Genomic DNA, 21,159 nt, shown 5'->3' on the forward strand with positions numbered 1-21,159 from the left:
GGCGATAAATGAACCAAATTGACAAATTCGACTGGGCGATCCTCTACGAGCTGCAAAAAAACGCCCGTTTGACGAATGCCGAGCTGGCCCAGCGCGTGGGCCTGTCGGCCGCGCCCTGCTGGCGCCGGGTGCGTGCGCTCGAAGAGGCCGGCTACATCACCGGCTACCACGCGACCCTGGACCGCCACAAGCTCGGCCTGGGCGTGCTGGCCTTTGTGCGCGTCGATGCCGCGCAGAACACGGCCGACATCACCTTGCGCATGGAGGAATCGATCCGTCTGCTGCCCGAGGTGACGTCCTGCCACTACATCAGCGGCGCGGGCACCTTTGAGCTGCAGGTGGTCGCCAAGGACCTGGAGAGCTTTTCCAGCTTTATCCGCAATGTGCTGCTGCACCTGCCCAATGTGAAAGATGTGCACACCACCTTTTCGCTCGGCGAGGTGAAATCCAGCAGTGCCTTGCCGCTGCCGATGACAGCCAACCCCAAAGGCACGCCTTCGCGTTGACCGCTTTCGGCAATCAGCAGCTGCCATGCAAAAGGCCAGCCTCGCAGCTGGCCTGATTGATTAAACCCGGCGCATCAGCGCTTGGCCACACCCCGGGGCCACAGCACCCACAGCCGCAGCGGCTGCTTGACCCGGCCGGCAAAATCACCCGCCTCATGGCCCCAGCCGGCAAAGTAGTCGGCGCGCACGGCGCCCAGGATCGCGCTGCCCGTGTCCTGCGCCATCACCAGGCGGTTGAGCTGCACGGTGGGGCCGGTAGAAGACATCCACACAGGGGTGCCATAGGGGATGCTGCCCCGGTCCACCGCAATCGAGCGGCCAGGCGTCAGCGGCACGCCCTGGGCGCCATTGGGGCCAAACTCGGCATCCAGCGGCGACAGCGGCTCTTCCTTGAAAAACACATAGCGCGGGTTGCTCCAGAGCAGCTCGTTGACCCGGGTCGGGTTGGCGGCAATCCAGGCCTTGATGCCCGGCCAGGTGGCATCGCGCACCAGACCCTGGTCGAGCAGCCATTTGCCAATGCTCTTGTAGGGGTGGTCATTGGTGGCGGCATAGGCCACGCGGATCAGGCGCACCGAGCCATCGGCCTCCTGGATGCGCACCCGGCCCGAGCCCTGGATGTGCAGCACCATCGCATCGACCGGGTCGTTGACCCAGGCAATCACCTTGTCCTGCAGCTCGGCCTGCACCTGCGGCAGGGTCTCGATCTGCTGGCGGCTGAACCAGGGCTTGCGCGTGCCCAGCGTGGCCGGCGAACGGTACAGCGGGATCGAATAGCCATTGCCCGGCTGGCGCGTGCCATCGAGCATGGGCTCGAAATAGCTGGTCAGCATGCCATCGGGGTTGCCGTCGAGCGATTCGACACGGTAGGGCTGAAAGCGCGACACCATCCAGGCGCGCTGCTCTTCGGTCGAGGCCAGGCTCATGCGCCGCACCTCGGAGCAGAACTGCGCAAACGGCACCGGCGGGCGGCTGCAGCTTTTGATCCAGGCGTTCCAGGCATCGGCCAGGTTGTCCTGCTCCAGCCCGGGCACCGACGACCAGTGCACCGGCACCCAGCGGCTCTTGGCCTGCTGGATGGCCGGGGGCAGCGGCTCATTGGCATCGGGGGGCAGCACCTCGATGCTGCCCGATACCGGCGGGCGGGTGGTCGGCGAAGACGGCTGGTCCAAAGGGACTTGGCTGGAGCAGGCGGCCAGAATTCCTACAATCGCAGCCATCGACAGCGTACGTAAGGAGCGGGTACCGATGGGACTGATATTGCTGGAAGCGCTATTGGCGTTGGTCATACTGGTGGCGATCGTCTGGTGGACGATGTTTGCCGGTCGCAAAAAAGGGGAAATCGTAAGCAAAGATGAGCAGCCTCCTCGCGACTAGCTTGCGCAAATCGTAGGACATGGCCGCTCATTGCCGTCATTTTTACCATTTTTGAACTTTGTCTCTGGCATTTGGCAGTTCTACTGCCCACAATTTGCATCCACGGCCTGCACCATTTCCGGAGCGGCCCTTGCTTCAGAGGAGTTCAAGCATGCGTAAACAAATTCTAGTCTCTGCCGTTGCCAGTCTGGCCATCCTGAGCGGTTGCGCCAACATGTCTGACACCCAACGCCAAACCGCCACCGGCGCCGGCGTGGGCGCACTGGGCGGTGCGGCCGTGGGTGCGATCGCCGGCGGCCATGCAGGCTCGGGCGCCGTCATCGGCGCGGGTATCGGCGCGCTGGGCACCTATATCTGGTCGCAGCACATGCAAAAGCAAAAGCAGGAGATGGAGCAGGCCACCCAGGGCACCGGTGTGGTGGTGACGCAGACGCCGGACAACCAGCTCAAGCTCGATATCCCCAGCGACATCTCGTTCCAGACCAACCGCTCGGACATCCAGGGCAACTTCGCCCCCATCCTGGACCGCTTTGCCGAAGGCCTGCGCAACAACCCCAACGCCCAGGTACGCATCATCGGCCACACCGACAGCACCGGCAACGACGGCATCAACGACCCGCTGTCGCTGGCCCGTGCCGAGAGCGCCCGCAACTACCTGACGCAGCGCGGCGTGAACGGCGCGCGCATCCAGGTGCAGGGCATGGGCTCGCGCCAGCCCGTCGCCAGCAATTACACCCCGGCCGGCCGCGCGCACAACCGCCGCGTCGAGATCTATGTGGGTGAAGTGCAGCCAGGCCGTTAATACCTGCCGGTGCGGAATGCACAAAGGGCGCCAGTTCAAGGACTGGCGCCCTTTTTTGTGGGCTTGCGCTAGTCTCGCCTCAGGCCAGGTCGCGCAGCAGGTTGGCCAGCTCCACCGCTGATTTGACCTGCATCTTGTCAAACACCCGGGCGCGGTGCACCTCGACCGTGCGCACGCTGATGGTCAGCTCATCGGCAATCAGCTTGTTGGGCAGGCCATCGATCACCAGGCGCATGACGGCCTGCTCACGGTCCGTCAGCTCGGCCACGCGCTCGCGCACGCCTTGCTGCGAGCGCAGCGTCTCCAGATAGGCGCTCGATGCCTGCAGCGCATGCTCGATGCGGTCGACCAGCACATTGTCGGAAAACGGTTTTTCGCAAAAATCAAAGGCGCCGCGCTTGACGGTGGCCACGGCGGTGGGCACATCGGCATGGCCGGTCAGAAAGATCACCGGCAAGGCGGCGATCACATCCATCTCTACCAAGCGGTCAAACAGCGCCAAACCACTCATGCCGGGCATGCGCACGTCCAAGAGCGCGCAGGCCGGGTCCACCTGCGGCGGGCGGCTGCGCAGCATGGCCTCAAAGGCCTCGGCCGAGGCAAAGCTCTCGCTCAGCAAGCGGCGCGAGCGCAGCATCCAGGCCAGGGCATCCCGCACCTCGGCGTCATCATCGACGATATACACGGTGGCATTCACTAGCGGCTGCATCTCTGAACTTTCAATCGTTGCGCCAGGTTGGCAGGGTAAAACTGAAGATGGTCCCGCGCGGCTGGTTGGGCAGGTAGCGCAAATGGCTGCCATGCTGCTCGACCACGGTGCGGCACAGGCTCAGGCCCAGGCCCATGCCTTCGTCCTTGGTGGTAAAAAAGGGGGTGTAGAGGCGCGCGGCCACCTCCTCGGTGATGCCCTCGCCCACATCGGCCACGACAAACTCCACCCAGGCCCGCCCATCGTCGCTGGGCGCCAGCCGCACCAGCATCTGCAGCACCCGGGGGTGCGTGCCGCCATAGTCCATGGCCTGCATGCCGTTGCGGCTGAGGTTGAGCAGCACCTGCTCGACCATGGTCCGGTCACAGAAAACGGCGGGCAAGCCCGGCGCGACCTCGGTGGCCACATCGACGTAGAGTTTACGCGCCTGCAGCCGCACCAGCGGCAATACCGCGTCCATCAGCTCGGAGGCCTGCAAAAACTCGCGCGACTGGTCGCGCCGGCGCACAAAGCCATGCACGCTCTTGATAACCTTGCCCGCGCGCTCGGCCTGGAAGGCCATGCGCTGCACGGCCATGCGCACATCGGGCAGGTGCTCCTGCACCTCATCGGGCGAGGCGCCATCGGGCAGCAGGTTCATGATGCCCGTCGCATAGCTGGAGATCGCGGCCAGCGGCTGGTTGAGCTCGTGGCTCAGCAGGGAGGCCATCTCGCCCACCGTCGCCAGGCGCGCGGTGGCCTGCAGGCGCTCCTGCGAGGCGCGCGAGAGCTCCTCGACCCGGCGCTGCTCGCTCATGTCGACAAAGGCGCTCATCCAGCCGGTGTGCAGGCCGGCGGCATTGATGAGCGGTGCCTCAAAAATCAGCACCGGAAAGCGCCGGCCTTCCTTGTGCATGAAGGTCGATTCATAGCCCTCGCGCGGCGGCGGCAGATGGCCCGACAGGCGGATCTGCTGGCGGCGCGCGTATTCAGGCGCCATCTCCGGCGGCCAGTAGGGTGTGGCCTTGCTCGGGTCCAGAATCTCCTCGGCAGAGAATCCCACCATCTCGCAAAACGCCGGGTTCACATAGGTGACCTTGCCATGCAGGTCGCGCGCGCGCAGCCCTGTCACCAGCGAGTCTTCCATCGCCTTGCGAAAGGCCAGCGCATCGCCCAGATCGCGCTCGGCCTTCAAGCGGCGGCGGTTGTCGCGCACCAGCACCACCAGCACGGTGATCAGCGCGATCGACATGCCGGTGACCAGGGCCGTGAGCACATTGGGAAAGACATTGGGCGCCGCATGCCAGCTGTCCACCCGCAGCATCAGCGCCACGCCGGGCAGATCGAGCAGCTGGTTGGAGGTGAACACGCGCGTGCCGCGCCGGGGTGTGCTGACAATCGCCAGCCGCGTGCCATCGGTCTCGGTGAAGGACAACTCATGGTTGCGGCGCAGGCTCTCGTTGACCAGGTCCGACAGCACGTTCTGCAAGATGTAGGTGGCCACGGCAAAGCCGTGCAACTGGTCGCCGGTGATCACCGGCACGCACAGTTCGAGCAGCTCCAGCCCGGTGCCATTGCCCTGCGACAGGAAATAGCTGCCCGCGTACGAGGCCGCGCCGGTGTTGCGGGCACGCAGGCAGGCGGTATGGCTCTCGGTGTTCATGCCGGTGCGGTCGATGGCCGACCACTGCAGGTTCAAATAAGGCGACTCCTCGCTGGCCTCGATCTGCAGCTGCGGGTTGCGCCATTCGATATGGGCGAGATCGCGCTGGTTGCGCAAGATGGTGGCCGCGGCCGACTGCCAGGCCATCACATCGCTGTCATAGCGCGGCATGCTGCGCAGGCGGTTGACGTTGTCGTTGAACAGGCTGCGGATATCGCTGACGGCATCCTGGGCCTCGCGGTCCAGGCGCTGCTGCACTTCAGATATCTCATAGCGTCCGGCCAGCCAGACCTGGGTGACCAGGGTGCCCGCCACCAGCAGCACCAGCGCCGACCACAGCGACCAGCGCCGCCAGCTCTGGTGCCAGCGCTGCGCCAGCGACTGCGCCCAATGCGCCATCAGCATACGCGGTGCTGCAAGGCAGGCAGTTGCTGGCGCCAGCGCTGCAGTTGCGCCCAGTCCAGATCGGCCAGCACCACACCGGGCTCGCTCGCCTGCAGCGCCATCACCTCGCCCCAGGGGTTGATGGCCATGCTGTGGCCCCAGGTACGGCGGCCGTTTTCATGCTGGCCGCCTTGGGCTGCGGCCAGCACATAGGCCAGGTTCTCCACAGCCCGCGCGCGCAGCAGCAGCTCCCAGTGCGCCTGGCCCGTCGTATAGGTAAAGGCGCTGGGCACCAGCATCAGATGCGCGCCCGCCTGCGCATGCAGGCGGTAGAGCTCGGGAAAGCGCAGGTCGTAGCAGATGCTCAAGCCGATGCGCCAGTGGTGGCCATCGCGGCTGGGCAGGTCAAACTGCTGCGGCGTGTTGCCCGGCGCAATGACGCGGTGCTCGTCATAGGACTCGCGCTCGTTGGCATAGCAAAACAAATGCATCTTGTCGTAGCGCGCCACGCAGTCGCCCTGCGGGTTGTAGACGCAGCTGCTGTTGTAGACATGCGCGGCATCGGCCCCCTGCAGCGGCAAGGTGCCGCCGACGATCCACAGGCCCAGGCTGCGGGCGCTGTCGGCCAGGAACTGCTGCATGGGGCCTTCGCCAAACGGCTCGGCCAGCGCCAGCTTGTCGGTATCGCGCTGGCCCATCAGGCAGAAGTACTCGGGCAGCACCGCCAGCTCCGCACCAGCGGCCGCTGCCTGCTGCAGCAGTTGCCAGGCCTGCGTGCGGTTGTGCTCCCAGTCTGTGCTGGTCACCATTTGGAGTGCGGCTACTTTCATCGATGCATCCTGCAAGAGAAACTGGCAGCTATTATCCGCAAGCCCAGGCTTGGAACTGGCGCCTGCGGATATCGAAGGTGACTCAGCGCAGCAGAGCCCGGACGCTCAATGCGGGGTGCCGACGGCGTTGCTGTCCGCTTCCTGCCTGCGGCCTATGCGCTTGACCTCGGGCTCCGACCAGGAGCCGCTGACCTCGAACTCCTGGGTCACCGCCTGCGTCAACGGCCCCTTGAACAAGGCCTGGGCCAGGAAGGTGCCAATGCCGATGACCGGGTTGATGGCAGTGGTCACCAGGGCCATCGTCGTGGTGTTCAGCTCGGGGATGACGACCACATGCAGGTTCTGCGTTTCATCGCGCAGGTTGGCACTGCCTTCGAGCAGCACGGCGGCGGTGACGCCCTTCATCTGCATGTTCGTGGTCGAGGCCAGGCCATCGCTCACCAGCACATCGCCGCGCACAAAGTCAAAGCCAAAGCCGGCGCTGAACACGTCCTTGAAGTCCAGGGTCAGCCGGCGCGGCAAGGCCTGCAGGTTGAGCACGCCCAGCAGCTTGGCCGCACCGGGTTCGACCTTCAAAAACTGGCCCTGGCCGACATCGATGTGCAGTTTGCCATCCATGCTGGTGTAGTCGGGGCTCACGGGGCTGCCCGTCCAGCCGATGCTGCCCTGCACCGAGCCCTTGCCCTGGCGCACCACGCCAGCCATGCCCAGGCGGCCGAGCAAGGCGCCGGTGTCCTTCAGGTCCAGGCGCATCTCCAGCTCGGTGCGGCGCCCGCCGCTGCTGCTGCGTTTGGCGCCCCAGTCGCCGCTGGCCTGCAGGCTGGCGGCATCGTTCGAGAGCACCATGTTCTTCAGCTGCCACCAGGATTTGTCAGCCTCGCGCTGGTTGACGGCCTGCACCTCCAGCCGGCCCACCGAATGCTGGCGCCAGCGCAGGTCCTCCACCACCACATCGAGCGCCGGCAACTGCCCGGGCTCCTGGCCCAGCGCGTCATCCTGGCTGGCGGCGGCCTTGCTGTCGGCGCCCTCCTGGCCCACACGCAGCTGGCTCAGCCGCGCGCGGATGGTGCCGGGGCCCTTGGCCTCCTGCTCGTACTCCAGCTGGCCATCGAGCAGGCTGGAGCTGACCTGGCTGCGCCAGCGCGCGCCTGTGCGCGAGCCGCTCAGGTGCAGGTTGTGGATATCCATGCCGCGCACCTGCAGGGTATCGAGGCGGATATCCCAGTGGTCGGGCAAAAAGGCGGCGTAGGCGTCGCCATCGGCGGGCGACGCAGGGGCCGCGCCTGCGGCCGCCGCACCCTCTGCCACGGGCGCGCGGGCTGGCGCCATGGCCTTGAGGCGCTGGGCCAGCGCCTGCCATTCCTGCACATCAACCTGCGGCAGCTGCACCTCGGCAATCACGCCCTTGGCCGGCAAGGTCAGCGCGCCAGCACCCAGGCGCAGCACGCCGCTGACCACCTTGTCGGGCACGGCATCATCGCTGCTGATGTCGCGCACATAGCGCAGCTGCAGCCGCCCCCCCACATCGAGCTGCATGTTCTGCCGCACCAACGCTGAAGGCGCCGCCTCCGGCACCGTGCTGGCAAAGTGCGTTGGCCAGACTTCGTCGGCCGCCTTTTTCAGCGGCACCGGCAGCGCCAGCGCCATGCCGGCCAGATCACTGCGCACCTCCACCAGCGGCACGCCCTGGGCCATGCTGATGTCCAGCTGGTAGGCGGCCTGGCCTTGGGCCAGTTGCGCCAGCTGCACCACCGGACCCAGCTCCTTGGCGCGCAGCAGGCCGTCCGCCGTGGCCACGCCATTGGCGCGCACCTTGAGGCGGGGGCCATGGTCCGCGCCAGCGGGCAGGCCGCTGACATCCATGCCGCCCGAGAACTTGACCGCGCCGCCCAGCGCCTGGCCCTGCAGCTCCTGCAGCGCAAAACCATGCTCGGAGAACTGCACCGCACCGGTAACCTTGTCGACCACCGGCGAGTCATCATGGAACTGGATGCGGTTGCCCGCCAGCAGCACCTTGCCATCGACCTTGGACTGGGCCATGTCATGCACCGGCAGGTCGAGCTTGAGCTGCAGCTGGGCATCGCCATCGGCCTGGGTCTGCGCCAGCGCATGCTGGGTCAGCGCATCGATCGCGCTGCCGCGCACGGTGGCCAGCATATCAGCCAAGGGCCCATTGGCCTGCGCATTGACGACCACGCGCGTGGCATGGAAGTCGGGAATCTGGGCACTGGTCTGGTCGACCACGATGCGCTGGTTGCCGTCCAGAATGCCCTTGGCCTTGTTGACCTGCATGCCATTGCCCTCAAACACCAGCTCGCCCGAGAGGCGGTTGAGCTCCGGCCAGGGCTTTTCGCCGGGGTGCAGGTGCGAGTTGGGCACATAGGCATAGCGCACATCGCGCACCGGTGCGACGATGCGGAACAGGCCATGGCGAGAATCAGGGAAAGGCACCTCCCACAGATCGCCATCGATCTCGAACTGCACATTGCTGGCCTGGCCGGCCAGAACGGCATCGCGCACATAGTGACGCGCATCGGGCGGAATGTGCAGCGGCAAATAGCGGTGCACCTGGGTGCCATCGGCCCGCTCAAGCACGCCCTTGAGCTGCAGGATGCCGGGAAAGCGCGAGTGGGACCCCGTCTTCTGCGGGTCGGCCGTCTGCCAGGACCAGCGCGCATGGCCGGCCGCATGCGCATTGGCAAACTCCAGCCGCTCGGACTGCATCTGGATATGCTCGCCCTGCACCGTCCACTGCAGCTGGGTGCTGGCCGAGGTGATGGGGACCTGCGGGTCTTCAAACACCGAAGGCAGGTAGAGCGCACCATCGGCAAAGGCAATCTTCGCCTGGCCGCCAACGGCCCGCGCATCAATCGTCAGATCCAGCCCGCGCAGGCCCACATGCGGCTGGCCGGCCGCCAGCACCAGGCCGCCATGGCTGTCGCGCGCCGCATTGGCGCGTGGTGCCGCAGCCGGCATGCCAAAGGCCAGTTGGCCCACATCGGCCTTGACCTGCCAGTCCTGCAAGGTATCCATATCACCGCGCCAATGGGCCGATGCGCTGCGGATCAGGCCGGCGGGCCGGTTGCTCTGCAGCCACTGGCGGGCATTGTCGGGAATAGGCAACAGCCGCGCCAGCTGGGCCAGCGAGGCAATATCGAGCGACTGGGCGCTGGCTTCCGTCTCGCTGGGCTGCTTGCCCTGGGCATAGACATGGTTGATGCGGGCGCTGCCACCGGGCCAATGCTCGCCATTGGCCGACTCCACCGCCAGGTTCTCCGTCAGCACGCGAAAGCCGCTGTCATCGGCCGCGCCGCCGATGCGGCCCTGCACCGAGCGCAGCAGCAGCACCGTGCCCTGCGCCGTTTTGTCATCGCTGGCCGCCGCAGCTTGGCGGCGCACGCCCACATCGCGCAAGGCCACATCGGCCGTGCCGTTCGTGAGCTTGCCCCGCGTCACATCCAGCCAGAGGCGCGCCGAGCCCTGGCCTTGCTGCAGGCCCATCGCCGGCGGCAGGTAGGGTGCCATCGCGGCGGCATTGAGCTGGAGCGCCTCCAGGTAGAGCTGGCCGCTCCAGTGCTTCCAGCGGCCATCGTGCAGCGCCCAGATCGGCTGGTGCATGCGGCCGCGCAGCTCCAGCGCATCGCCCCAGTCCTCGGGCGGGCGCACACGCAGTTGCCATTCATGGCGCAGGCCGGGGTTGCGCAGCAGCAGATGCACGTCGCTGAAGGTGACGGGCGGCAGACCGCGCTGCTGGTCATCCCAGGTGATGCTGCCGCCCTGCAGCAGCACTTCGCGCTGGCGGAACAGCCAGTCGGCAGCGCTGCCGCTGTCCTGGTTCTGCGAGGTCTCCACCAGCACACCGGCCACACGCACGCTGCCATCGGCGGCGCGCTGCACCGTCAGCTGCGGTGCGTTGATGACGATCTGCTCGGCCCGCAGTCGCAACAGTGACGGCACCGACAAGGCGACCTGGATCGTATCCAGGGTAAACCCGGCAGAGCCATCGGGCTGCGCAATGCGCAGGCCCTGCACCGCAATCGCAGGCACCAGGCCGTTGTTGCCATCGGCCTGCAGGCGGTCGATGCGCACCGGCACCCCCAGCGCCTGCGATAGCCTAGATTCCACTTGCGGGCGAAAGTCATTGATACGGGGCACAATCCACCAATGCAGCGCCGCCACGGCCATGGCCATCAGCAGCACCAAGCCCAGCAATAAGCCCAGCGACCATTGCACCAGCTTGGCAGCGAGCTTGAGCAATCGGGGCGCGCGCACAGTCAATCGAGTCCAATCAGTAAGGGGAAAGCGAAATTATGACCCGCGGCAAGTCCCTCGCTCGCGTTGCATATGTGAGCATTTGAACAGGTCTGCCGCAGGACATTGTCGATAAAGCGCTATGGCACACACGGATATCACGCCCCCGCAGGCCAGCCTGCCTCTGTCTGAGCATTCGCGCTTCGTCCAGCGCCTGCACCGCCGCTACGAGGGTTTGCTCGATCTGCTGCCCAGTGGCCCCCCCACGCATGCCACGATGGCCCCGACCCTGGCTGCACTGCAGGCCCAGGGCTATGCGCTGGGTGCTGCGCTGCGCATTCTTCGCCAGCTGGTGATGGAGCGCCTGGTGCACCTGGACTGCGACGAGCAGGCTGATCTGCAGACCATCACCCGGGGCGTGACCGAGCTGGCCGAGTTAGCGCTCGATGCCGCCTGCACCGCCGCGCGGGCCGAGCTGGACAGCCGCCATGGCGCGCCGCGCGATGCCGATGGCAACCCGGTGCAGCTGTGGGTGATCGGCATGGGCAAGCTGGGCGCGCGCGAGCTCAATGTTTCCAGCGACATCGACCTGATCTATATCTACGAGCAGGAGGGCGAGACCCAGGGCCAGCCCGATGGCCGGGGCAAGCTCAGCAACCATGAGTACTTCATCCGCGCGATCAAGCTGATCTACCAGCTGATCGGCGAGACCACCGAGCACGGCTTTGTCTTCCGCGTGGACCTGATGCTGCGGCCCAATGGCAACTCCGGCCCGGCCGCCATCTCGGTCGCTGCACTGGAAGACTACCTGCAAACCCATGGCCGCGAATGGGAGCGCTTTGCCTGGCTCAAGAGTCGCATCGTGGCGCCACTGGCCGATATCCGCAGCCCCAATGTGCAGGCGCTGCGCGGCGCGGTGCTGCCCTTTGTGTTCCGCCGCTACCTGGACTACGCGGTCTTCGATTCGCTGCGCAGCCTGCACCGCCAGATCCGCGAGCATGCGGCCAAGCGCAGCGCGGGCCACCCCGAGCGCGCCAATGACGTCAAGCTCTCGCGCGGCGGCATCCGCGAGATCGAGTTCATCGTGCAGCTGCTGCAGGTGGTGCGGGGCGGCCAGTTTCCCGAGCTGCGCTGCCGCGCCACCCTGGAGGCCCTGCCCCGCCTGGAGCGCGCCAACCTGATGGCGCCCGAGACCGCGCAGGCCCTGGCCGAGGCCTACACTTTTCTGCGCAAGGTGGAGCACCGCATCCAGTACCTGGACGACCAGCAGACCCATGTGCTGCCCACGCGCGACGACGACCTGCGGTGGATGGCGCAGACCCTGGGCTATGGCGACGAGTGCCGCTTCTTGCACCAGCTCGATGCGCACCGCGAGCTGGTCGCGCAGGAGTTTGACAAGCTGCTGGGCGGCAACGAGGCCTGCAAGAGCGGCCAATGCGGCGGCGCCAAGGGGGCTGCTGCCAGCGCGCCCGAGCTGGAGACCGTACTGCCCAAGTTGCCCGAGGCAGTGCGCGAGCGCGTGCTGCAGTGGCAGCGCAATCCCCGCTACAGCTACCTGAGCGATGCGGGCCTGGGGCGCCTGGTGCTGCTGCTGCAGCGCACGGCCCAGTGGCTCAGCCAGGGCCAGGTCAGCGAGATCGCCGCGGTGCGCCTAGCCGACTGGATGGAATCGCTGCTGCGCCGCGAAAGCTACCTGGCGATGCTGCAGGAACGCCCGGCCGTGCATGAAAAGCTGATGCACATGCTGGGCGCGGCCAAATGGCCGGCCCGCTACATGCTGCAGCACCCCGGCGTCATCGACGAGCTGGCCAGCGATGCGCTGATGCATGAGCGCTTCAACCCGCAGGAGTTTGAAGCGGATCTGGAGCGGCGCCGTGCCGCCTTGCAATCCACCGCCGAAGACGATGACGAGAACCTGCTGAACCTGCTGCGCCGCGCCCACCATGCCGAGACCTTCCGCACCCTGGCGCGCGACATCGAGCAGCAGATCACCGTCGAGCAAGTGGCCGATGACCTCTCGGCACTGGCCGATGCCGTGCTGCGCGTGACCACGCGCTGGTGCTGGGGCCGGCTCAAGAGCGCGCACCGCGCCGAGCCGCAGTTCGGCATCATCGGCTACGGCAAGCTCGGCGGCAAGGAGCTGGGCTACGGCAGCGACCTGGACATCGTCTTTGTCTTTGACGACGACGACGAGCGCGCACCCGAGGTCTATTCGGCCTTTGTGCGCAAGCTCATCAGCTGGCTCACCGTCAAGACGGGCGAAGGCGACCTGTTCGAGATCGACACCGCGCTGCGCCCCAACGGCAACTCCGGCCTGCTGGTCACCAGCTTTGACTCCTACGCCAACTACCAGCAGCAGCGCGGCAGCAACACCGCCTGGACCTGGGAGCACCAGGCGATGACACGCGCCCGCTTTGTGCTGGGCAGCCCTGCGCTGGCGGCCCGCTTTGATGCGGTGCGTGAAGCGGTGATCACCGCCCCGCGCGACGCGCCAGCGCTGCGCAGCGAGATCGCCACCATGCGCGAGCGCGTGCGCAGCGCCCATGCGGTGCCCGCGGGCTTGTTCGATGTCAAGCACAGCGTGGGCGGCATGATGGATGTGGAATTTGCCGTGCAGTACCTGGTTTTGCTGCATTCGGCTTGCAATTCCCAGTTGCGTCCCAACCTGGGCAACATCACCTTGTTGCGGCGTGCCGAAAGTGCCGGTTTGCTGCCCGAAGGCATGGGTGAGGCGAGTGCGAATGCCTACCGCGCATTGCGCCGTGTGCAGCATTTAGCCAGGCTGAACGAGGCGCCCACCCAGGTGCCTGAAACGGCCTTGCTGGAAGAGCAGCAGACGGTGCGGGCGCTGTGGGCAACGGTGTTACAGACTGCATAGATCCTGCAAAAAGGCCGATGGAACTCGGGAATTCATAAGGGTTTATACTGCGTGATCACCCGTCGCTAGCATTCACTTACGCGCAACGGCATTCAAAACGATGTACTATCGCCTATCATTCAGTGATTAATTCGACGAATGATAACGTAATGAAACAAATTATTTATTTGTTTACAATACATTTATGGTGGCTGGCGGAAACTTAAAAACGCCCACCCACTCTTTGAACCATGTAAAGGCGACAGACGCAGTTTTTACGGACCCTTTTTAATGTTGCGAAGTCTTTCAGGCCCAATTCGGCATGACTGCAAACCTGAAGTGCTTCTCCTCCCTCCCTCTCTATCATTCACTTCGGGACGCTTCGCAACTTTTTTTATACCCAGGCCCAGTCCAGACGACTGGGCCTTTTTTTTGCCTGCGCGCAGCCTGCCCGTGGCGGCAGGCTCGGGAGCCTCTCCGCCCTGAGCCAGCAGGTCGGAAGCGCCTCAGCCTTGGGGCTGCAGTTCGGGAGCGCCTCAGCCTTCAGGCTGCGTCGCCGCAAAGCTGGGCCGGGCTTCCAGGCGCTCCAGCAGCTGCGCCAGATTGGGGTGGCGCGCTGCCCAATCCAGCTCGGGAAAGCGAAAGCGCAGCCAGGCCAGCGCGCAGCCCACGGCGATATCGGCCAGGCTGATGTGCACGCCCGTGCCGGCAAAATAGGTTTTCTGGCCCAGGCCGTTGCCCATGGCCTCCAGCCCCGCCCAGACCTTGCCCAGCTGGCGCTCCACCCAGGCGGGGCTGCGCTGCTCGGCCGAGCGGCCGGTAAAGGCATATTCCATGCGCGCCAGCACGGCGGCATCGAGCACACCATCGGCCATCGCCTCCCAGCTGCGCACTTCGGCGCGCTCGCGGCCCAGGCTGGGGATCAGCCGGCCCACGGGCGACAAGGTGTCCAGGTACTCGACGATGACCCGCGAATCAACCAGCACCGAGCCATCGTCCAGCACCAGGCAAGGCACCTTGCCCAGCGGGTTGACCGAGGCGATCGTGGCCCTGTCGCCCCAGACATCCAGGGTCTCGAGGCGGTAATCGAGTTTTTTCTCGGCCAGCACCACGCGCACCTTGCGCACATAGGGACTGGTCAGGCTTCCTAGCAATTTCATAGCTTCAGGCTCAGGCAGGTGGCGTCGATCCGGTCCGCAGGGACCTCCAAGCTGCCATGGGCATGGGGGTCCGCACGGGACATTTGCACCTCTCGATTGTAATTAGGCAAATCCAGACTGCAGCCGCGGCAAACGGCCCGCTTCTACAATAGCGGCCCATGAGCCTGTCTTCCCTTACCGCCCTTTCTCCGCTGGATGGCCGTTACGCCTCCAAACTGTCCACCCTGCGCCCGATCATGAGCGAATTTGGCTACATGCATCGCCGTGTCCAGGTGGAGATCACCTGGTTCATCGCGCTGTCCGATGCCGGTTTTGCCGAGTTCTCGCCACTGTCCGAGGGTGCACGCAGCTACCTGCACGGCCTGGTGAATCACTTCAGCGAAGCCGACGCCCAGGCGATCAAGGACATCGAGAAGACCACCAACCACGATGTCAAGGCGGTGGAGTACTGGATCAAGAGCAAGTTCGAGGCACGCCCAGAGCTGCTCAAGGCGGCCGAGTTTGTGCACTTTGCCTGCACCAGCGAAGACATCAACAACACCAGCCATGCGCTGCAAATCCGCGCCGGCCGCGACCAGGTGATCCTGCCGGGCCTGGACCGCGTGGTGCTCAAGCTGCGCGAGATGGCGCACCAGTATGCCGCCGTGCCCATGCTCAGCCGCACCCATGGCCAGACCGCCAGCCCCACGACCGTGGGCAAGGAACTGGCCAACGTGGTGGTGCGCCTGCAAGCGGCGATGGACCGCATTGCCAACGTCAAGCTGCTGGCCAAGATGAACGGTGCCGTGGGCAACTACAACGCCCACCTGTCGGCCTGGCCCGAGTTCGACTGGGAGAGCTTCAGCAAGAACGTCGTGGAAAAGCACGAGCCCCAGGGCCTGGGCCTCACTTTCCAGCCCTACTCGATCCAGATCGAGCCGCATGACTACATGGCCGAGCTGTTCGACGGCATCGCCCGCGCCAACACCATCCTGATCGATCTCTCGCGCGACATCTGGGGCTATGTCTCGGTGGGCTACTTCAAGCAGCGCCTCAAGGCCGGCGAGATCGGCTCGTCGACGATGCCGCACAAGGTCAACCCGATCGACTTCGAAAACGCCGAAGGCAACCTGGGCCTGGCCAACGCACTGCTGCGCCACCTGTCGGAGAAGCTGCCGATCAGCCGCTGGCAGCGTGACCTGACCGACTCCACCGTGCTGCGCAATATCGGCGTGGCCACCGGTTATGCCGCACTGGCCTACACCTCGCTGATGACCGGCCTGAACAAGCTGGAGCTGAACGAAGAGCGCCTGGCCGAAGACCTGGACAATGCCTGGGAAGTGCTGGCCGAGCCGATCCAGACCGTCATGCGCCGCTATGGCGTGCAAGGCGCCTACGAAAAGCTCAAGGAAGTCACCCGTGGCAAGACGGTGCGCGCCGAAGACCTGCACCAGCTGATCCACAGCCTGGAGATCCCGCAGGCCGACAAGGAGCGCCTGCTGGCCATGACCCCGGCCAGCTACATCGGCAAGGCCACCGAGCTGGCCCAGCGCGTTTAAGTACGCTCCCCCCAAGAGGCCAGGCGCTCCCTGGCCTCTTGCCTTTTTTCTCTCACCGCCCGGCCAAGCGCAACGCGCCAGCCGGGCGCGCCGGATTCACCCCCGAAGCCCAGGCTTCGTCACCAGACCCTGCCCCATGGCTATCAAATCCACGATCTACAAAGCCAATCTGTCGATTGCCGATATCGACCACAACTACTACGCCGACCACAACCTGACCCTGGCGCGCCACCCCAGTGAAACCGACGAGCGCATGATGGTGCGCCTGGTGGCGCTGGCCTTGAACGCCCACCAGCTGCAGGACCTGTGCAATGGCGACGGCACCCTGGGCTTTGGCGCCGGCCTGTCCGACCCGGACAACCCCGATGTGCACCTGACCGACTTCACCGGCGCCAAGCGCATCTGGATCGAAGTGGGCCAGCCCGAAGAAAAGCCGATCACCAAGGCCTGCAACAAGTCGGACCATATGCTGGTGTACTGCTTCAACCATGCAGCCGAGATCTGGTGGAAGGGCCTGGAAGGCAAGCTCGCGCGCCAGGAAAAGCTAGAGGTGTTCCGCCTGCCGACCGAGGTGTCCCAATCGCTGGCCGATCTGGCCGAGCGCAGCATGCAGCTGCAGGCCACCATCCAGGAAGGCCAGCTGACCCTGTCCAGCGACAAGGGCACCGTCTTTGTAGAGCCTATTCGCTGGAAGTGATGCCGCCTGCGGCACGCGCCCGCTCGGCGTAGCGGTTAAAGCGCCAGGCCGTACCCTGCAGGCTGATGCGCCGCCACACCGCCCGCTTTTGCACGGGGCTGTATGCCAGCCAGTGCTGCACCTCGTCAAAGCTGCGGCCACAGCCCTTGCAGACCGCATCGCCCTGGCTGGTGGAGCAGATGGCGATGCAGGGCGTATCCGGTGTGGTCTCCCACCAGGCCAGCCAGGCCTGCATGGCCACATCGCCCATCTCGCGCATGTCCACCCCATTGCTGCGCTGGTAGACCAGCCGCGCATAGACCTCGGCCAGCGCAGCCACCTGCGGCGCCAAGGATGCGCCAGGGCCACTGGGCGCGCGCTGGCGCCAGTGGTTGATGGCTGCTTCCAGATCGGTCAGGTGGATGAGTTCCATAGCTGCCATCGATGATAGCCCTGCGGCAGCGAAACCGCCAAGCGGCGGTGCACCCCCACTTGTTCACAGCTTGTTATCCACAGGTGTGGGCAAACACAAACATGCGGGAATACTCTGTGCAGTGGCCCGGTCTTTGTCACCCCAAAGCGCTTGGTTTGTGTTCCAATACGCGCTGACGAAGGGGAGTAGCTCCCGTTGATGCCTTGCCAGCGGCAAGCGCAGAGACATGTAATGCGTCGTCAGTACGAAGCCTCACGGCTTCCGGCGCGTTAGGTTCATGGCCCACATGATCTGAGCAAGACCTTTGAAAACCATGGTGCCGCACCACAGGTCTTCGAAGCTACTGCCCGGCGGTTGGCCATCACGGCGCCAACGCTGAACCACGTCGCCTCCCTGGCTTGTAACGACACCCCACTGGCTGGTCTGTGCATGGTGCATGGGCCGCTTTTTCAAAAATTAGGTGCTTACATGGACTTGGATTTTCTGACGCACGCGCCCTTCTGGATTGCACTGGGCCAAATCATCATCATCGACATCCTGCTGGGCGGGGACAACGCGGTGGTGATTGCCCTGGCATGCCGCAAGCTGCCCCCTGACCTGCGCCGCAAAGGCATCATCTTTGGTACCGCTGGCGCGATCATCTTGCGCGTCATCCTGATCGCGTTCGCGATGTTCCTGCTGGCCCTGCCGTTCCTGAAATTTGTCGGCGCCATCTTGCTGTTCTGGATCGGCGTCAAGCTGCTGGTGCCTGAAGACGAAGACCATGGCAACATCCAAGGCAGCGACCGCCTGTTTGCCGCCATCAAGACCATCATCGTTGCCGACCTGGTGATGAGCGTGGACAACGTGATCGCCATTGCTGGCGCCGCGCAGAACGCCGGTGACGAGCACCACATGCTGCTCATCATCCTGGGCCTGCTGATCTCGATCCCGATCATCGTCTGGGGCAGCCAGCTGGTCATTAAGCTGATGGAGCGCTTCCCGATGGTCATCACCGCCGGCGGCATGCTGCTGGGCTGGATCGCGGGCGGCATGCTGGTCTCTGACCCCGTGTTTGCCAACCCCGACAAGTGGACCTGGATGTTCAAGATCGACCAGAGCAAGACGCTGCACTATGCAGCCGCTGCAGCGGGCGCACTGATCGTGCTGGTGCTGGGCAAATGGCTGGCCAGCAAAAAAGCCAAGGAACTCCCGGCGGCCAACGTACACTAAGCCCATACCCGCCCTCTACCACCACCGCTGGCAGCCCCACGCTGCCAGCCCCACCTAGGCCACTTGGATGAACGTAAAAATAGTCTTTGTAGATGATGCCGCCTTTGCCCTGCAGCGCTTGAACGAGTGCGCAACCATCAACGACGAGCACTGGGTGCTGGTGGCTTGCGCCCCCAAAATCACCCGCAGAGCCAGCCGCTGGGGCAATCGCAGCACCCTCGAAAAGTGGCGCAACAAGTGGGCCAAAAACCTGTTTGAGGGCCTGATCCCGCAAAGCACCCAGCTGCAGCGCGCCCGCGTCTCGACCCATATCTCGGAAGTGAGCGTGCAGCAAATGACCGCCCAGCTCCACGCCGAGTACCCCGAGGCCGAAGTGCTGGACTGGCGCCGCCCCAAGGCCATCTCCGAGCCACCATCGGCCGACTTTGTGCCACGCCCCGCCAAGCTGGCAGGATCGCTGCTGGGCATTCTGGGTATCTGCTTTAGCTTGGTGCTCGACGGCGCGTAAAGCCGTCAGCCCCACCACCCAACACAAAGCGCCTTCGGGCGCTTTTTTCATGGCTGGGCTCGTTAAACCACCCATCATTGGATGCCGGCCTATACACAGCGCGCCTGCCATCCGCTATGCTGGCGCCATGAAACTTATCCTTAAATGGTTGCTCTCCGCAGTCGCTCTGCTCTGTGTCGCCTACCTCTACAGTGGAGTGGAAATCCGAAGTTTTGGCGCTGCGCTGATTGCCGCGCTGCTGATAGGGCTGTGCAATGCGATTGTGCGCCCCGTGCTGATCGTGCTGACCCTGCCCGTGACGATACTGACCTTGGGCCTGTTCATCTTTGTCATCAACGCGCTGATGTTCTGGGCCGCCTCCGGCATCGCAGGTAGCGGCTTTGTGGTGCATGGCTTTTGGGCTGCGCTGATCGGCTCGGTGCTCTACTCCATTATCAGCCTGGTCATCGAATCACTTACGGGCCGCCTGCTCCTTGGCAAGTGATTGCATCTCGCGCAAGCGGGTGTCGATGATCGAGGCCTCGTAGTAATCGTTGCGGTTTGGACTGTTGCGCGCCATGTCCTGCCCGGCGCGCAGGCGGTCGACCGCTGCCGCATAGTCATACTGCGCAGCCCGGCTCTCAGCCTCCGCGCGGATGGAGCGCAGCGGCTGGTTCTGCTGGCGCAGCACCCATGACAGCGCAAGCCAGGCCCCTGCATCCTTGGGCCACTGCACCACCAGGGTCTGCAGGCGGCTGCTGGTCTGGCGCGATACCCCTTCATAGGCCGTCAAACCCGTGGCAGGCAGCTGCGCCAAGGCTTGCGCAGCCAGCACCAGCTCGGGCCGGTCAGTGCTTTGACCTGCATCGTCCCCCACCACCGCCTTGACCTCCGGCAGCAGCACATCGCGGCTGCTGTCCTGGATACTCAACGACTTGTCCGAGCCCTGCGTAATCACCGCTTCGTTGACCAGGCCGGTCATCGCATTGCTGACCGTGACCGAAGTGCTGCCGGCCTTGCTGGGAGGGGGTTTGAGCGGCTGGATCTTGGCCAGCGCCGCCAACGCATCTTGCGGCTGGCGGTTGCGCAATGCCAGATCAGCACGCAAGAGCTGCGCCTGGCGCATCGCATCGGGGTGGGCCTGCACAGTGGCATCGAGCTGATCCAGCGCAGCCAGCGCTTCGGCATGGCGCCCCAATTGGTTGTGCGACATGGCAGCCAGATACCAGACGCCCGCGCGCTGGTCCAACGAGCGGTTGGCAAAATCGGCCGCTGTGGTGAGTTGCACCCATTGGTGCAGCACCTGGGGCTCAGGCTTGGACAGCATGCGCGCCCTGGCCGACATCATCTGCGCCACCATGCCCGTGTCCTGCGGTTTGCGTGCAGCGCCAGCGGGCAAGCGCGACTGCATGTCGGCAATGCGCTCCGTCGTCAGCGGGTGGGTGCGCAAGTAGGGCCAGCTGCCGTTGTCGTTCATCCGGTTGGCTTGTTGCAGCTTCTCGAACATGCTGACAAAACCTGCTTGCGAGTAGCCGGCAGGCGGCATCAGGCTCATGCCGGTGCGGTCCGCCTCGCGCTCCATATCGCGTGAGAAGTTCAGCTGCGACTGGATGGCAGCGGCCGAACTGCCCACCATCAGCGCCTGGGCCGCAGCCGGGTTCTTGCTGGCCGCCAACGCGCCCAGGATCATGCCGGCAATCATCACCGGCGTCATGCGCGACTGGCGGGCCAGCATGCGCGCAATATGGCGCTGGGTGATGTGGCTCATCTCGTGGGCCAGCACCGAGGCCAGCTCATCGCGGCTGCCGACAACGCCCACCAGGCCGGTCTGCACACCCATAAAGCCGCCTGGCAGTGCAAAGGCGTTCACGGTGGCATCCTGGATCAGCATCACCTGCCAGGCAAAACGCTCTTGAAGCTCCGATGTCAAGGTGCCGCGCTGCCGCGCTGCCAGCATCAGCTCCTGCCAAATGCCGTTGACGTACTCATACAGAATCGCGTCATCGAGAAACTGCGGATCGCGGTAGATCTCGCGTGCAATGTCATCGCCCAGGCGCCGCTCCTCGCTGGTGGTCATCTCGGCGCCCTCGCCCATCGCCGGCAAGCTGGTGTCGGCCCGCGCCTGCATGGGGGCCAGAGTGGCCACCGCAGCCATATGGGTGGCCAACAATGCACATGCTGTGCGTTTAAAAAACCATGTATTCATTCAAAATTCCGTGCGGCAGCAGATGCTGAATCTGAATCAAGCCAGAGGGTGACCAGAGCGGGCTCCTTGCCATCAAGCCTTCAGCCCAA

Annotated in this window: 16 protein-coding genes; 8 read left to right on the plus strand and 8 right to left on the minus strand. The window is 64.9% G+C overall.

Features of this window, described 5'->3' with window-relative positions; all coding sequences use genetic code 11:
* Window positions 1-8 precede the first annotated feature (8 nt).
* The gene (locus tag WH367_RS08595) at window positions 9-506 is read left to right on the plus strand and encodes an Lrp/AsnC family transcriptional regulator (RefSeq protein ID WP_021026471.1); all 498 of its coding nucleotides are present in this window, start codon (window positions 9-11) and stop codon (window positions 504-506) included.
* Window positions 507-580: 74 nt separating this feature from the next.
* Here the strand turns inward: WH367_RS08595 and mltA are convergent, their stop codons facing one another.
* Window positions 581-1,822: a murein transglycosylase A gene (mltA, locus tag WH367_RS08600; protein WP_445228094.1), complete on the minus strand. Its 1,242-nt coding sequence runs from the start codon at window positions 1,820-1,822 to the stop codon at window positions 581-583.
* Between the two features lie 212 nt (window positions 1,823-2,034).
* Here mltA and WH367_RS08605 point away from each other — a divergent pair, with 212 nt between their 5' ends.
* The gene (locus tag WH367_RS08605; protein ID WP_339535496.1) at window positions 2,035-2,685 is read left to right on the plus strand and encodes an OmpA family protein; all 651 of its coding nucleotides are present in this window, start codon (window positions 2,035-2,037) and stop codon (window positions 2,683-2,685) included.
* A gap of 79 nt (window positions 2,686-2,764) precedes the next feature.
* Here WH367_RS08605 and WH367_RS08610 read toward each other — a convergent pair whose 3' ends face one another.
* The 4 genes from WH367_RS08610 to WH367_RS08625 all read right to left on the minus strand — a co-directional run bounded on the left by WH367_RS08610 (window position 2,765) and on the right by WH367_RS08625 (window position 10,522).
* Window positions 2,765-3,394 carry a response regulator transcription factor gene (locus tag WH367_RS08610; RefSeq protein ID WP_239809817.1) on the minus strand — a complete coding sequence of 210 codons (630 nt, stop codon included), beginning with the start codon at window positions 3,392-3,394 and terminating at the stop codon, window positions 2,765-2,767.
* 10 nt (window positions 3,395-3,404) lie between these two features.
* Window positions 3,405-5,435 carry a sensor histidine kinase gene (locus WH367_RS08615; protein ID WP_339516619.1) on the minus strand — a complete coding sequence of 677 codons (2,031 nt, stop codon included), beginning with the start codon at window positions 5,433-5,435 and terminating at the stop codon, window positions 3,405-3,407.
* Entirely contained in the window at window positions 5,435-6,250 is an 816-nt protein-coding gene (locus tag WH367_RS08620) for a carbon-nitrogen hydrolase family protein (RefSeq protein WP_339535500.1), read from the minus strand. The genes WH367_RS08615 and WH367_RS08620 overlap by 1 nt, the downstream gene beginning before the upstream one ends.
* A 105-nt stretch (window positions 6,251-6,355) precedes the next feature.
* The gene (locus tag WH367_RS08625) at window positions 6,356-10,522 is read right to left on the minus strand and encodes a YhdP family protein (protein WP_339535502.1); all 4,167 of its coding nucleotides are present in this window, start codon (window positions 10,520-10,522) and stop codon (window positions 6,356-6,358) included.
* 121 nt (window positions 10,523-10,643) lie between these two features.
* Between WH367_RS08625 and glnE the strand changes: the two genes are divergently transcribed.
* A complete protein-coding gene (gene glnE, locus WH367_RS08630; RefSeq protein WP_339535504.1) occupies window positions 10,644-13,379 on the plus strand; it encodes a bifunctional [glutamate--ammonia ligase]-adenylyl-L-tyrosine phosphorylase/[glutamate--ammonia-ligase] adenylyltransferase in 2,736 nt (911 codons plus the stop codon).
* A gap of 515 nt (window positions 13,380-13,894) precedes the next feature.
* Here glnE and WH367_RS08635 read toward each other — a convergent pair.
* Complete coding sequence (locus tag WH367_RS08635; protein ID WP_339535506.1) at window positions 13,895-14,518, minus strand: glutathione S-transferase family protein; 624 nt, start codon at window positions 14,516-14,518, stop codon at window positions 13,895-13,897.
* 158 nt (window positions 14,519-14,676) lie between these two features.
* Here WH367_RS08635 and purB point away from each other — a divergent pair, with 158 nt between their 5' ends.
* Complete coding sequence (purB, locus tag WH367_RS08640) at window positions 14,677-16,056, plus strand: adenylosuccinate lyase (RefSeq protein ID WP_339535508.1); 1,380 nt, start codon at window positions 14,677-14,679, stop codon at window positions 16,054-16,056.
* Between the two features lie 136 nt (window positions 16,057-16,192).
* Window positions 16,193-16,753: a YaeQ family protein gene (locus WH367_RS08645; protein WP_021026607.1), complete on the plus strand. Its 561-nt coding sequence runs from the start codon at window positions 16,193-16,195 to the stop codon at window positions 16,751-16,753.
* Here the strand turns inward: WH367_RS08645 and WH367_RS08650 are convergent.
* A complete protein-coding gene (locus WH367_RS08650) occupies window positions 16,737-17,165 on the minus strand; it encodes a DUF3717 domain-containing protein (RefSeq protein ID WP_021026608.1) in 429 nt (142 codons plus the stop codon). The two genes, WH367_RS08645 and WH367_RS08650, sit on opposite strands and share 17 nt — an antisense overlap.
* 468 nt (window positions 17,166-17,633) lie before the next feature.
* On the opposite strand from WH367_RS08650, the gene WH367_RS08655 reads away from it, so the two are divergent.
* From WH367_RS08655 to WH367_RS08665, 3 genes are all read left to right on the plus strand, one after another.
* Window positions 17,634-18,377 (plus strand): TerC family protein, encoded by a 744-nt coding sequence (locus WH367_RS08655; RefSeq protein WP_339535511.1) that lies wholly within the window; start codon window positions 17,634-17,636, stop codon window positions 18,375-18,377.
* A gap of 67 nt (window positions 18,378-18,444) precedes the next feature.
* Window positions 18,445-18,885, plus strand: a complete 441-nt coding sequence (locus tag WH367_RS08660; RefSeq protein ID WP_021026610.1) for a hypothetical protein — start codon at window positions 18,445-18,447, stop codon at window positions 18,883-18,885.
* Between the two features lie 127 nt (window positions 18,886-19,012).
* A complete protein-coding gene (locus WH367_RS08665; RefSeq protein ID WP_021026611.1) occupies window positions 19,013-19,369 on the plus strand; it encodes a phage holin family protein in 357 nt (118 codons plus the stop codon).
* Here WH367_RS08665 and WH367_RS08670 read toward each other — a convergent pair.
* Window positions 19,337-21,034: a M48 family metalloprotease gene (locus tag WH367_RS08670; protein WP_339535513.1), complete on the minus strand. Its 1,698-nt coding sequence runs from the start codon at window positions 21,032-21,034 to the stop codon at window positions 19,337-19,339. The genes WH367_RS08665 and WH367_RS08670 overlap by 33 nt on opposite strands.
* Window positions 21,035-21,159: the final 125 nt, after the last annotated feature.

Source organism: Comamonas sp. MYb21 (assembly GCF_037479395.1).
In the GTDB taxonomy this organism is placed as follows: Bacteria; Pseudomonadota; Gammaproteobacteria; order Burkholderiales; family Burkholderiaceae_C; genus Comamonas.